This is a genomic window from Streptomyces erythrochromogenes (assembly GCF_036170895.1).
GTDB classification, from domain to species: domain Bacteria; phylum Actinomycetota; class Actinomycetes; order Streptomycetales; family Streptomycetaceae; genus Streptomyces; species Streptomyces erythrochromogenes.
The window spans coordinates 7204827-7217243 of record NZ_CP108036.1 but is presented as its reverse complement, the minus strand read 5'-3'; the positions used below and the strand labels follow the sequence as shown (position 1 = coordinate 7217243).

The window sequence follows — 12417 nt, the reverse complement described above, 5'->3', positions numbered from 1 at the left end:
GGGGCTCTCCAGAGGTCACCGGGCGCGCCGGGATCGGCGGCTAAGTACGAGAATCACCATACTACGAATCTCCTCGTACTACGAGACTTCTCGTACAAGTGCGTCGAGCTCCGCGCGCAGCGCCCCGGCCAGTGCCGCCAGGTCCGGGACGGCGGCCCCGTCGGCGACCAGGCCGTAGTGGACCGTCCCCTTGTAGGTGGAGACGGCGACGGCCAGCGACTGGCCGCGGGCCAGCGGGGCGAGCGGGTAGACCTCGTGGACCCGGCTGCCGCCGAGGGAGAAGGTCAGACCGGGCAGCGGGACGCTGGTGACGAGGATGTCGTAGAGCAGCCGGGCCGCCTGGGCGACGAGGGGGCCGCCGAGCCGGTGGCCGAGCGGGTGGACGTGGTCCGCGAGCAGGGCCACGGCCCCCGCGCCGCGGGCGGGCCCGGCGTCCTTGTTGCGGTCCATGCCGGCGCGTACGCGGTCCAGCCGGCGCAGCGGATCGGGCTCGGCGAGCGGCAGCCGGAGCAGGTAGCCCGAGAGCCGGTTCCCGGCGCCTTCGCCGCCCCGGGGCCCGCGGCGGCGGGACACGGGGATCAGGGCCCGCGGACCGGCGCCCAGGGGCTCGGGGTCGCCGCGCTCGGCCAGCCAGCGCCGCAGCGCGCCCGCGACCAGGGTGATCAGCACGTCGTTGACGGTGCCGCCGGCCCCCTTGCGGATCAGGTTGACCTCGTCCAGGTCGAGCGCGAGACCGGCGACAGTACGGCCGCCCGCGCCGGCCGGACCGGCCGTGAGCGCGGCCGGAACCCCGAGCGGCAGCCCGCCGCGGGCCACGGCGGCACCGATCTCCAGGGCTTGGCCGACACCCTGGACCCGGGCGGCCAGGGCTCCCGGGAGCCGGCTCAGGACGGTGCCGGCCCGCTGGCCCGGGACCGGGCGCACGGGGGCCCGCGGACCCGGGACCTCGTCGAAGAGCGCGGCCGCGAGGGCGAGGGCGCCCAGGCCGTCGGCGAGGGCGTGGTGGAACTTGAAGAGCACGGCGAAGGAGTCCGGGTCCGGGCCGGCCAGGACGTGCGCCTCCCAGGGCGGCAGCTCCCGGTCCAGGGGGCGGGCCATCAGCGGCCCGGCGGCGTCGAACACGCAGGTGCGGTCCGTGCGGACGAGGAAGACGTGCCGCGCCGGGTCGAAGCCGGGGTCCGTCGACCAGGCGGCGGCACCGAGGGGCAGCAGCACGTCCCGGATCCGGCGGCGCAGGCCCGGCACGGACGCGCAGCGCGCGGTGAGGAGGGCGGCGGCGCGCTCGGCCGCGTGCCCGTCGCCGGAGCCGCGGGGTGCGGCGGCGGCGCGGAAGACGGCGAGGGCACCGAGGTGCATGGGGTGGTCGGCGGTTTCCATCCGCCAGAAAGCGAGGTCGAGCGGAGACAGGTGCTCGGTGGCCACATACGTCCTCTCACGTGCGGCAAGCAGTGGCTTGAAGTCAACCCACTGCGAACACCCCCATGCAAGGCGCAATCATTTCCGGGCGGTAAATGATCGGTATAGATCATCCGATGTGAGGTGCGCGGCGCCCACCGGGCCCCTGTCGGTGGTGGGGTGCAGACTGGCCGGAAAGACGCTCTGCAAGGAACGAACCGCGCAAGGACGACGAGGTCCGGAGGTGCCGGCCATGGCCGACGTACTGCTGCTCGTGGGAACCCGCAAGGGACTGTTCATCGGCCGCCGCCGGGGGGACGGGCCGTGGGAGTTCAGCGAGCCCCACTTCAACGCCCAGGCCGTCTACGCCGTCGCCGTGGACCGGCGCGGACCGGCTCCCCGGCTGCTGGTCGGCGGGGACAGTACCCACTGGGGGCCGTCCGTCTTCAGCTCCGACGATCTGGGAGCCACCTGGCGGGAACCGGCCCGGGCCGCCGTGAAGTTCCCCCAGGACACCGGCGCCTCGCTGGAACGGGTCTGGCAGCTGCAGCCGGCCGGGCCGGAGGCCCCGGACGTGGTCTACGCCGGGACGGAGCCGGCCGCGCTCTTCCGCTCGACGGACCGGGGCGAGTCCTTCGAACTGGTCCGGCCCCTGTGGGAGCACCCGACCCGCGGGAAATGGGTCCCCGGCGGAGGCGGCGAGGGCCTGCACACGGTGCTCACCGATCCCCGCGACCCGGACACGGTGACGGTGGCCGTCTCCACCGCCGGGGTGTTCCGGACCGAGGACGGCGGCGCGAGCTGGAAGCCGTCCAACCACGGCGTCTCGGCGGTGTTCCTGCCCGACCCGAACCCCGAGTTCGGCCAGTGCGTCCACAAGATCGCCCGGGACGCCGGGGACACGGACCGGCTGTACCTGCAGAACCACTGGGGCGTCTACCGCAGCGACGACGCGGGAGGCCGCTGGACCGACATCGGCGGCGGGCTGCCCTCCGACTTCGGCTTCGCGGTGGCGGCCCATCCGCACCGGCCGGACACCGCCTACGTCTTCCCGCTGAACGCCGACTCCGACCGGGTCCCTGCCGAGCACCGGTGCCGGGTCTTCCGCACCGAGGACGCGGGCGCCACCTGGGAGCCCCTGACGCACGGACTGCCCGACTCCGACCACTACGGCACGGTGCTCCGGGACGCACTCTGCACGGACGACGCGGACCCGGCGGGGATCTACTTCGGCAACCGCAACGGCGAGCTGTACGCCAGCCACGACGACGGCGACAGCTGGCAGTTGCTGGCCGAGCACCTGCCGGACGTCCTCTGCGTGCGGGCGGCGACGATCGGCCAGTAGAGTGATCCACCGTGGCAGCACGACCGTTGAACGAGATCGTCGAGCCGGGCTGGGCCCGTGCTCTGGAGCCGGTGGCGACGCAGATCGCCGCGATGGGCGACTTCCTGCGAGCCGAGATCGCGGCGGGGAGGACGTACGTCCCCGCCGGGGCCAATGTGCTGCGCGCATTCCAGCAGCCCTTCGACGAGGTCAAGGTCCTCATCGTGGGGCAGGACCCGTACCCCACCCCGGGACACGCGGTGGGCCTGTCCTTCTCGGTGGCCCCCGACGTACAGCCGGTGCCGCCGAGCCTGGACAACATCTTCCTGGAGATGCACCGGGACATAGGGACCGGCCGGCCCGCGAACGGCGACCTGACCCCGTGGACCCGGCAGGGCGTGCTGTTGCTCAACCGCTCGCTCACGACCGCGCCCCGCCGGTCGAACGCGCACCAGGGCAAGGGCTGGGAGGCCGTCACCGACCAGGCCATCCGTGCGCTGGCCGCCCGCGGCAAGCCGCTGGTCTCCATCCTGTGGGGCCGCGCGGCGCGGAACCTGCGGCCGCTGCTCGGCGACCTGCCCGTGGTGGAGTCCTCACACCCCTCTCCCAAGTCGGCCGATTACGGATTCTTCGGGTCCCGGCCGTTCAGCAGGACGAACGAGCTGCTGGTGGGCCAGGGTTCACAGCCTGTGGACTGGCGCTTGCCGTCAGTCAGTTGAGCGTATCTGCAATTCACCGGATAAATACGGACAGATGCGGCACCAGAAGGCCCTGCCCGAACACCTTGTTCCGATAAGCCAGTAGCATGCGGCGCCATGAGCTCCCCCACTGGCCCCGCAAATGGCCTGCCCGTACGAATGCCGCGACCCCGCCCGACCGGACGGCACCGCCGGCCCGAGCCCGCGGCTGCGCCCGAGGGCGCGCCCGCGCTGGTACTCGCCGTGCCCGGTGCGCCGTCGGCCGCCTCGCGGGGGCTCGCGGAAGAGATCATCAGCATCGGCCGCTCCGAGCTGCCGGGCCTCGACGCCCGCATCGGCTTCCTCGAGGGTGACGACGCCACGGAGTTCCCGTCCCTGTCGGGCGTGCTGAGCGCCGTCGCGGCCGACCGGACCGCGCGCGCGGAGTTCGCCCGCGCCGCCGGCCACGAGGTGCCCGAGCAGTCCGGCCCGGACGCCGTTGTCGTCCCGCTGCTGGCCGGCCCGGACAGCGACCTGCTGCGCCGGATGCGCCAGGCGCTGATGGACTCCTCCGCCGCCGCCGAGCTGGCCGACGTCCTCGGCCCGCACCCGCTGCTGGCCGAGGGCCTGCACGTGCGCCTCTCCGAGGCCGGCCTGGCCCGCGCCGACCGCGCCCGCCTCTTCACCGTGACCACCGCCGCCGACGGCATCGTCCTGGCGACCACCGGTGGCGAGGAGGCCGTGCAGGCCGCCGGGATCACGGGCATGCTGCTCGCCGCCCGCCTCGCCGTGCCCGTCCAGGCCGCCGCGCTGGACCAGGAGGGCTCGGTGGCCGCGGTCGCCGAGCAGCTGCGCCGCGAGGGTTCCACTCAGCTCGCGCTCGCCCCGTACCTGATCGGCCCGGAGGCCGCCGACGGGCTGCTGGACACCGCCTGCAAGGAAGCCGACTGCGCCACCGCCGAGGTGCTCGGCGCCTACCCGGCACTCGGCAAGCTGGCCGTCGCGCAGTACACCGCGGCCCTGGGGATCCCCCAGGGCTCGCCCGCGCACTGACCCGCCCGACACGTCACGAAGGCCCCCGCCGCACCGGTGCTGCCCGCCGGCGGGGGCCTTCGCGCGGTTACGGCTGCCGGCCGAGGACCACGCAGGTGGCGGCGGGCACGGCCAGCGAACCCGCCCTGTGCGGCTGCCCGGTCAGCGGGTCCACGTCGAACCAGGTGACGTCGCCCGAGTGCTCGTTGGCCGCGTAGAGGCGGCTCCCGGCGGCGGCCAGGGCGAGGTCCCGCGGCCAGGCTCCGCCGCAGTCGACGGTGCCGGTGAGCCGCGGCCTGCCCGGTCCGTCGGCGAGCGACAGCGTGACCAGGACGTCGGCCCCGCGGACGGCCGCCCAGACGAACCGTCCGTCGGGTGAGGCCACGACCGCCGAGGGGTACGCCCGTACGGCCCCTGAAGCCCCCGCGGAGGCCACCGGAACCTCGCCGACCGGTTCCAGGTGTCCGGAAGTGCCGTTCCAGCGGCAGACGGTCACCTGCGGCTCCAGCTCGTGCAGGACGTAGACCGTGCCGCCCTCAGGGTGGAAGACCAGGTGGCGGGGTCCGGTCCCGGCGCGCAGCGCCGTCTCGGCGTGCACCCGCAGCTCCCCCGTGACCGGGTCGGGGGCGCAGACCCGTACCGAGTCGGTGCCGAGGTCCACGCTGAGCACCCAGCGGCCGGTCGGGTCGGGCAGCACCTGGTGGGCGTGCGGACCCTCCTGCCGGGCGGTGTCGGGTCCGGAGCCGCGGTGTGCGAGCACGCGGGCGGGGCCGTGCGGGCGGCCGTCGGCGGCCAGCGCGAGGCTGCTGACGCTGCCCGAGGTGTAGTTGGCGGTGAACAGGCGGCGTCCGGCCACGCTGACGTGGGTGGGGCCGGAGCCCCCGACGCGCACGGGTGCACCGAGCGGGGCGAGGCCGCCGGCGGTGGGCCGGAAGGCCGCCACCCCGCCCCGCTCGGTCTCGCTCACCGCGTAGAGGACGCCGGCGTCCCGGGCGAGGGCGAGGTACGACGGATCCTCGGCGGTGGCGACCGAGAGCGGGGTCAGCGCCCCGGTCTTCGGATCCACGGCCGCGATGGTCACACCGCGGCCGCCCCCCGAGGTGAAGGAGCCGATGTAGGCCCGGTGTTCGCCGCTTCGGTCCGTGCTGTCCGCGCCGCCCACAGGAAACCCCTCTCACCGCTGTCGGATCCGTCCGGAGCCGACGGTAACAGAAGGTCTAGACCAAATCCCGTCCCTGGGCCCGTTCCTGCGCGCCGGGGTGGTGGACGTAGGCCGTGCTGCTGGGGCGGTCCTCGTAGGTGCGGTGGAAGACCGGGGTCGCGGCGCCGGAGATCGGCGGCACGATCCAGGACCAGTCCGCGCCGACCTCGCGGCCCTTGCGCTCCTCCCGTTCCATGTGGGAGAGGAAGCGCCGGGACTCGCTGTGGTGGTCGGCGATCGTGACCCCGGCACGGTCGAAGGAGTGCAGGACCGCCCGGTTGAGCTCGACGAGAGCACGGTCCTTCCACAGGGAGCGGTCGCTGGAGGTGTCCAGGCCCAGGCGGCGGGCGACGGCCGGCAGGAGGTTGTAGCGGTCGGTGTCGGCGAGGTTGCGGGCTCCTATCTCGGTGCCCATGTACCAGCCGTTGAAGGGCGCGGCCGGGTAGTGGATGCCGCCGATCTCCAGACACATGTTGGAGATGGCGGGTACGGCGTGCCAGCGCAGGCCCCAGTCCGCCCAGCCGTCGCCGTCGGGGTGGCCGATCGGCACCTCCAGGACGGCGTCCGCGGGTGTGTCGAACCACCGGGGTTTGTCGTCGACGCCCTGGACCACCAGCGGGAGGAGGTCGAAGGGGGTGCCGGCGCCGCCGGACCAGCCGAGCCGGAGCAGGGCCTCGGTCAGCGGGGCGTTGCGGGAGTCGCCGACCGTTATCGAGGGGTGGTCGCCGTAGCCGGCGTACCGGACGAGCTGCTCGCTCCAGATCACCGGCCCCGGGCGGTCCGGGGCCTCCGGGGCGAACACCGTGATGGTGGGCCTGACCCGGCCGCCGTTCGTCGCCTCGCGCAGGTGGTCGAAGCACTCGGCGGCGATGGTGTCCGCGTCGGTGAGTCCGCGGCGGTCGCGGACCCGCAGCGAGTTCCAGTAGAGCCTGCCTATGCAGCGGTTGCTGTTGCGCCAGGCGACGCGCGCCCCGTGGACCAGCTCCTCCTGCGTGTGCACATAGGTACCGGTGTCCGCGAGTTCCGCCCTCACGGCGGCGAGCCGGGCGCGCGGATCACCCGCGCCGGCGTTCTCCCTGTGGAAGAGTCGGATGAACTCCTCGGCCGCCTGCCACACCTGAGCGGTGGTGGAGCGCTGTTGAAGAATTTCCATTCCGGCGGGTTACCCCCTGTCCGACCAGATCCACCCTGTACGTGCCGGATGAATGTGCAGTAAACAATTACCCGTTGTACCTGCCGCAGGTCAGCGGCGTGTGGCATGAGCTCCCGGAACACTCCTCCGGGTGATCCTCATGGATCGGGCTGCGGACGGGGGGCGCGCAGGCGTAAAATCCGGCACACCGGGCGACTTGACGGCCCGTCAGAAGCTTTTCGCGCGCCGGCGCGCGCGGGTCCTGCGAGACGGCCGGCGGGTCGAGACGGGTCAGCGGCAGGGCCGGCTCATGAAGAGCGCCCGCTCGCCCGCGGAGGGAGTGCCCCCGTAGAGGGCGGTGTCGAGGCCGCAGAAGCCGAACCCCATGCGCCGGTAGGCGTGCACGGCGGGGGCGTTGACCGAGCTGACCTCCAGCCAGAGGTGGTCCGCGCCCCGTTCGCGGGCGAACTCCGCGGCGCGCTCCATCAGGGCGCTGCCGATCCCGCGGCCCCGGTGGCCGGGCGCGACCTCGATGTCCTCGATCGTCAACCGCCGGTTCCACGCGGCGTAGCCGACGGCGGCGAACCCGCAGAGCTCGCCGCCGTCGAGGGCCACGAAGGTGCGCGCGTCCGCGTCCACATCGGGGCCCCTGGAGCCGGCGAACCCCTGCTCGTCGTGCTCCTCGGGCGGGAACGCCTTGTATACGGGCGGGTCCACGGGGACCTCGCGGAGCAGGAAGCCGAAGCCGTCGGCGGAGGCGGCCACCTCGAAGACGGTGGGGGTGGTGAAGGAGCTGTCCAGGGCCTCGATGGCGCCAGCGTCCTCGGGGCGGGCGAGGCGGTAGACGATTCCGTCGGCGGGGCCGTGTGCGGTGGTCATGGGATCCACCGTACGCAAAAAATCCCCCGGCCGAATTCGGCTCCGAGGGAGGAGAAGGCGTATATTAAATATTTCGCGACTTCACCTTGAGTGATGACGCAAGAAAGCTTACGAGGACACTGTAGCGCGGCAGGAGTGCAATTGTCAACCGAGGAATTCCGGAAAGAGCAGCAATTCGTCACCGATCTCTATCGGCGCCTCGACGACCTGCGCGACCAGGCCGAACAGGCGGTCGAAGGGGCATTGCGCGACGTCGGAACCGGATTTCAGGCGCGCCTGGAGCGCGACGTCCTGGTGGCCGAGCAGTCCGGTCTGCTCTCCGCCCTGAATGCCGGTGAGAACGGCCTCTGTTTCGGGCGTCTGGAGTTCTCCGACGGCCGCGACCACCACATCGGCCGCATCGGGATCCGCGCCGACGACGCGGAACGCACTCCCCTGGTCCTGGACTGGCGGGCCGAGGTCGCCCGCCCCTTCTACCTCGCCACCGGGCACACCCCGATGGGGCTGCGCCGCCGCCGGCACATCAGCAGCCGGGGCCGGGTCGTCACCGCCCTGCACGACGAGATCCTCGACCTGACCGACGCGGAGCGCACCGGCCACGAGGGCGCCGACGCGGACGCCGTGCTGCTGGCGGCGCTCGACGCCGCCCGGACCGGCCGCATGCACGACATCGTGCGGACCATCCAGGCCGAGCAGGACCGGGTCATCCGCTCCACGCACCGGGGGGTGCTGGTCGTCGAGGGCGGACCCGGCACCGGCAAGACCGCGGTGGCCCTGCACCGCGCCGCCTACCTGCTGTACGCCCACCGCGAGCTGCTCGCCAAGCGCGGGGTGCTGATCGTCGGACCGGGTCCGGCCTTCCTGGGCTACATCGGCGGGGTGCTCCCCGCGCTCGGGGAGACGGGCGTACTGCTGTCCACCCCGGGCGAGCTGTTCCCCGGGGTCCACGCCACCGGGACCGACCGCCCCGGAGCCGCCGCCGTGAAGGGCCGCGCCGCGATGGCGCAGGTCCTCGCCCGGGTGGTGGCCGACCGGCAGTCCCTGCCGGAACACGTGCCGACGGGCACCGGAGAGGAGTACGACACCGTCCCCGAACCCGCGCTGGAGATCGACCACGACGACTACGGGACCCTGCTGCTGGACCGCACGATGGCCCACGAGGCGCGCGACCGCGCCCGGGCCACCGGGCTGCCGCACAACCAGGCGCGGCCGACGTTCGCCTTCCGGATCATCGACGCGCTCACCGCGCAGCTCGCCGACCGCCTGGGCGCCGATCCGTACGGCGGGCCGAACCTGCTCGGCCCCGACGACGTCGCCCAGCTCGGCAAGGAGATCGCGACGAGCCGCGCCGTGCACGCGGCGATCGACTCGCTGTGGCCCTCGCTCACCCCGCAGCGGCTGGTCGCCGACTTCCTGGCCGAACCCACGCACCTGCCCGCGGACGAGGCCCGGCTCATCCGGCGGGCGCCGTCGGCCCGGCCCGACTGGACCCCGGCCGACGTGCCGCTCCTGGACGAGGCGGCGGAGCTGCTCGGGGAGGACGACAGTGCGCTGCGCGCCGCCGAGGAGCGGCAGCGGCAGCGGCGCATCGCGTACGCGCAGGGCGTGCTGGACGTGTCCGCGGGTTCGCAGTCGTACGAGTTCGAGGACGAGGAGAACGAGTACCTCGCGGCGCACGACATCATCGACGCCGAGCGGATGGCGGAGCGCCACGAGGAGGCCGACCACCGCAGCGCCGCCGAGCGCGCCGCGGCCGACCGCACGTGGGCCTTCGGGCACGTCATCGTGGACGAGGCGCAGGAGCTGTCGGAGATGGCGTGGCGGCTGCTGATGCGGCGTTGCCCGACCCGCTCGATGACGCTGGTCGGCGATCCGGCGCAGACCGGTGACGAGGCGGGCTGCGGGTCCTGGGAGCGGATCCTCTCGCCGTACGTCGGCGAGCGCTGGGAGCTGGTCCGGCTCGGGGTCAACTACCGTACGCCGGCCGAGATCATGGAGGTGGCGGCGGCCGTGCTGCGCGAGCGCGATCCCGGTTTCGAACCGCCGCGGTCGGTACGGGCCACCGGGGTACGGCCGTGGGCGCGGGCGTCCGACGACCTCGCCGGGGCGGTCGCGGAGGCCGTGGAGCGGGAGCGGCCGGCCGAGGGGCGGCTCGCGGTGATCGCGCCCCGGGATCTGCACGGGGCGCTGGCCGGCGTACTGCCGGGGGTGCGGGAGGGCGCCGAGCCCGATCTGACGCGGGAGGTCGTCCTGCTGGATCCGCGCCAGGCCAAGGGGCTGGAGTTCGACACGGTGATCGTGGTGGAACCGGCCGACTTCGAGCCCAGCGACCTGTACGTGGCGCTGACCCGGGCCACCCAGGCCCTGGGGGTCGTGCACTCCCCCGGCCGGCCGCCCTCGGGGCGGGCGCCGGCCTGGGGCGGGCTGCTCAGGCGCTGATGACGAACGGCGCCTTCGGGTCGCTGCCGAGCGGGGTGGCCAGTTCGGCGAGGGCCCGCTCCAGGCCCTGGAGGTGGGCGAGCGCGGGCTCGGCGGTGGCGGCGGGCGACGCGGTGGCGCCCGCCGCGGCGGGCTCTTCGAGCTCCCGCTCGCCGGCGGTCAGCGCCTGCACCGCCGCCTCGACGCGCCAGCATGCGGCGGCGAGGCGGGCGTCGTGTCCGGCGTCCGGGTCGGCGGCGACGGTCACCAGTCCGCGCACCTCGCGGGCGCAGTCGTCCAGCAGGGCGATGACCTGGCCGGCGCGGGCCTTGCGGGCGCGGAACGGGCTGAGCGGGTGGACCAGCGGCGCGAGCGCCATCCGGACCCGGGCCAGCAGGGTCTCCAGCTCGGCGGCGTGCGGGGCGGGGTCGGCCGTCGGGGAGCCGGCGAGGCGGGCGGTGGCCTGGGCGGTGGCGGCGTGCACGCAGCGCAGGGCGCGCTGGATCCAGGCGTCGTTCGTGGCGTGGGTGGTGACCGGCAGGACGAGCACCACGGCCAGCGCGGCGCACACGGCCCCGACGGCCGTCTCCTCCAGGCGGAGCACGAGCAGGCCGGGGTCCAGCACGCCGAGGAGGCCGTAGAGCAGCCCCGCCATCAGCGTGACCGCGAGGATCATCCAGCTGTACGAGACGGCGGCCGTGTAGAAGATCCCGAAGACGCAGACCGCGACCAGGAGGGCGGTGGGTACGGGCGCGCCGTCCAGCGGGATGGCGATCAGTACGCCGGCGGCCACGCCGACGACGGTGCCGAGCACCCGGCGGAAGCCGCGGACGAGCGTTTCGCCGCGGGAGGCGGTGTTGACGAAGATCCACCAGGCGGTGCCGACGGCCCAGTACCAGCGGTCCTCGGAGAGCACTTGGCCGACGGAGAGGGCGACGGCGCACGCGGCGGTCGCCTGGAAGGCCTGGCGGGTCGTGTGCCGGGCCAGGCCGCGGCCGGGCAGCGGCGCGGGGGCGGCGGACGGCGGGGTGCGCCGCTCGATGGGCCACAGCAGGAAGCGCACGGCCGCGGCGGCGCCGAGGGCGAGGCCCACGGCGGCGTACAGCTCGGGGAGCTGGGCGGGGAGGGCGTGCAGGAACTGCGTGATGAAGAAGTTCATGAACGCGAAGATCCCGAGCGCGTGCCCGCGGGGGCCCCAGCGGCGGGCGTAGACCCCGCAGAAGACGACGAGGACGAAGGCGGCGTCCCGGAGCGGGGTCACGCCGTGCAGGGCCGTGGCGAGGGCCAGGACCGGGAATCCGGCGGCGGGCAGCAGGGCGGTGGTGACGGCCTGGCGGCGCACGGTCGGGTCGGTGACGGTGAAGAGCGCGAGCAGGGCCGCGAGTCCGCCGGTGATGGAGGCGGTCAGGGAGAGACCGCACATTTCGGCGAGGGCGACGGCGGCGCCGACGCCGATCACGGCGCGGGCCGAGGTCCTGAGCCTCAGACGCCCCGGATCCGGAGCTACGAACATCCTCTTCACAGCGGTGTGCCGCCCCCCTGCAGTGGTGCGCGCCGGCCCGGCGCCGCCCGGGGGTGGTGGGCTGCGGACGGGCACAGCGAAGGCGCCGCGCTCCGGAACCGGCCTCGTTGCCGTCCGGCGCTGCGCGGCGCCGTAAGTACATGGATACGACACAGATAAGCACCTGGGGGCCCACTGGCTCAACTCGCGCGCGGTGGGCAGGGCCATTGGCAGGGTTACCCATGGGTTCTGTCGGCCACAGGGCTGCCAACGGACCAGTCACGGCCGAGTGCCTCCGCCCCGGGCGTGCACGGCTCTCGTCCGTGCGACCACGCGCTGTTATCGTGCAGCGACCCGGAAGACGTACGGAAGGGGACCGGCGTTGACGCGTACAGCGGAGTCCGGGGAGGCCGAGGCGTTCAGCCGGGCCGCCGTGGCGGTCTTCCGGCTGAACGGGCGGTTCACCGCCGCCGTCGACAGGCTGGCGCTGTCGTTCGGGCTCAGTGCGGCACGCTGGCAGATCCTCAGCACGGTGACGGGCGAGTCCCTGTCGGTCTCCGAGGTGGCCCGGCGGGTGGGGACCACCCGGCAGAGCGTGCAGCGCATAGCGGACCTGCTCGTGTCCCAGGGGCTCGCGGTCTACCTGGACAATCCGGCGCACCGGCGGGCGAAACTGCTCGCCGCCACCGAGCGGGGCGCGGCGGTGAAACGGGAGATCGACTCCTGTCTGGCCGAGCTGGCCCGGCACCTGTGCGAGAGCCTGGGCGGCGAGGAGGAGGTGCACCGAACGGCCGAGATGCTTCGGGGACTGTCGGGCGCGCTGTCCTCGGTCGGCACCGGCGACTCTCCGTGAGGACC

10 protein-coding genes are annotated in these 12417 nt (G+C 74.0%); 5 read left to right on the top strand and 5 right to left on the bottom strand.

What is annotated here, in order from left to right:
* Nucleotides 1–78: 78 nt before the first annotated feature.
* Nucleotides 79–1422, bottom strand: a complete 1344-nt coding sequence (locus OHA91_RS32950; RefSeq protein ID WP_031156773.1) for a wax ester/triacylglycerol synthase family O-acyltransferase — start codon at nucleotides 1420–1422, stop codon at nucleotides 79–81.
* A gap of 226 nt (nucleotides 1423–1648) precedes the next feature.
* On the opposite strand from OHA91_RS32950, the gene OHA91_RS32945 reads away from it, so the two are divergent.
* The 3 genes from OHA91_RS32945 (at nucleotide 1649) to OHA91_RS32935 (ending at nucleotide 4449) form a co-directional block, all read left to right on the top strand.
* The gene (locus tag OHA91_RS32945) at nucleotides 1649–2740 is read left to right on the top strand and encodes a WD40/YVTN/BNR-like repeat-containing protein (protein ID WP_031156770.1); all 1092 of its coding nucleotides are present in this window, start codon (nucleotides 1649–1651) and stop codon (nucleotides 2738–2740) included.
* A gap of 11 nt (nucleotides 2741–2751) precedes the next feature.
* The gene (locus OHA91_RS32940; protein WP_031156768.1) at nucleotides 2752–3438 is read left to right on the top strand and encodes a uracil-DNA glycosylase; all 687 of its coding nucleotides are present in this window, start codon (nucleotides 2752–2754) and stop codon (nucleotides 3436–3438) included.
* 96 nt (nucleotides 3439–3534) lie between these two features.
* Entirely contained in the window at nucleotides 3535–4449 is a 915-nt protein-coding gene (locus OHA91_RS32935; protein ID WP_078959572.1) for a sirohydrochlorin chelatase, read from the top strand.
* A 67-nt stretch (nucleotides 4450–4516) separates the two neighbouring features.
* Here the strand turns inward: OHA91_RS32935 and OHA91_RS32930 are convergent, their stop codons facing one another.
* The 3 genes from OHA91_RS32930 to OHA91_RS32920 form a co-directional block, all read right to left on the bottom strand.
* Nucleotides 4517–5590, bottom strand: a complete 1074-nt coding sequence (locus OHA91_RS32930) for a lactonase family protein (RefSeq protein ID WP_031156764.1) — start codon at nucleotides 5588–5590, stop codon at nucleotides 4517–4519.
* 55 nt (nucleotides 5591–5645) lie between these two features.
* Entirely contained in the window at nucleotides 5646–6782 is a 1137-nt protein-coding gene (locus OHA91_RS32925; RefSeq protein WP_031156762.1) for a nitric oxide synthase oxygenase, read from the bottom strand.
* 270 nt (nucleotides 6783–7052) lie between these two features.
* Nucleotides 7053–7640 carry a GNAT family N-acetyltransferase gene (locus OHA91_RS32920; protein WP_031156760.1) on the bottom strand — a complete coding sequence of 196 codons (588 nt, stop codon included), beginning with the start codon at nucleotides 7638–7640 and terminating at the stop codon, nucleotides 7053–7055.
* 93 nt (nucleotides 7641–7733) lie between these two features.
* On the opposite strand from OHA91_RS32920, the gene OHA91_RS32915 reads away from it, so the two are divergent.
* On the top strand, nucleotides 7734–10079 hold the full coding sequence (locus OHA91_RS32915) for a HelD family protein (RefSeq protein WP_408059202.1): 2346 nt from the start codon (nucleotides 7734–7736) through the stop codon (nucleotides 10077–10079).
* Here the strand turns inward: OHA91_RS32915 and OHA91_RS32910 are convergent.
* Nucleotides 10069–11571, bottom strand: coding sequence for an FUSC family protein (locus tag OHA91_RS32910; RefSeq protein ID WP_328740561.1), 1503 nt, complete (start codon nucleotides 11569–11571; stop codon nucleotides 10069–10071). The two genes, OHA91_RS32915 and OHA91_RS32910, sit on opposite strands and share 11 nt — an antisense overlap.
* A 370-nt stretch (nucleotides 11572–11941) precedes the next feature.
* On the opposite strand from OHA91_RS32910, the gene OHA91_RS32905 reads away from it, so the two are divergent.
* Nucleotides 11942–12412, top strand: coding sequence for a MarR family winged helix-turn-helix transcriptional regulator (locus tag OHA91_RS32905; RefSeq protein WP_031156754.1), 471 nt, complete (start codon nucleotides 11942–11944; stop codon nucleotides 12410–12412).
* Nucleotides 12413–12417: the final 5 nt, after the last annotated feature.

Bases quoted from the DNA above. Each gene is read 5' to 3' on its own strand.
- OHA91_RS32945 (WP_031156770.1), top strand. From the start codon at position 1,649: ATGGCCGACGTACTGCTGCTCGTGGGAACCCGCAAGGGACTGTTCATC.
- OHA91_RS32910 (WP_328740561.1), bottom strand. From the start codon at position 11,571: ATGTTCGTAGCTCCGGATCCGGGGCGTCTGAGGCTCAGGACCTCGGCC.
- OHA91_RS32920 (WP_031156760.1), bottom strand. From the start codon at position 7,640: ATGACCACCGCACACGGCCCCGCCGACGGAATCGTCTACCGCCTCGCC.
- OHA91_RS32915 (WP_408059202.1), top strand. From the start codon at position 7,734: ATGACGCAAGAAAGCTTACGAGGACACTGTAGCGCGGCAGGAGTGCAA.
- OHA91_RS32925 (WP_031156762.1), bottom strand. From the start codon at position 6,782: ATGGAAATTCTTCAACAGCGCTCCACCACCGCTCAGGTGTGGCAGGCG.
- OHA91_RS32935 (WP_078959572.1), top strand. From the start codon at position 3,535: ATGAGCTCCCCCACTGGCCCCGCAAATGGCCTGCCCGTACGAATGCCG.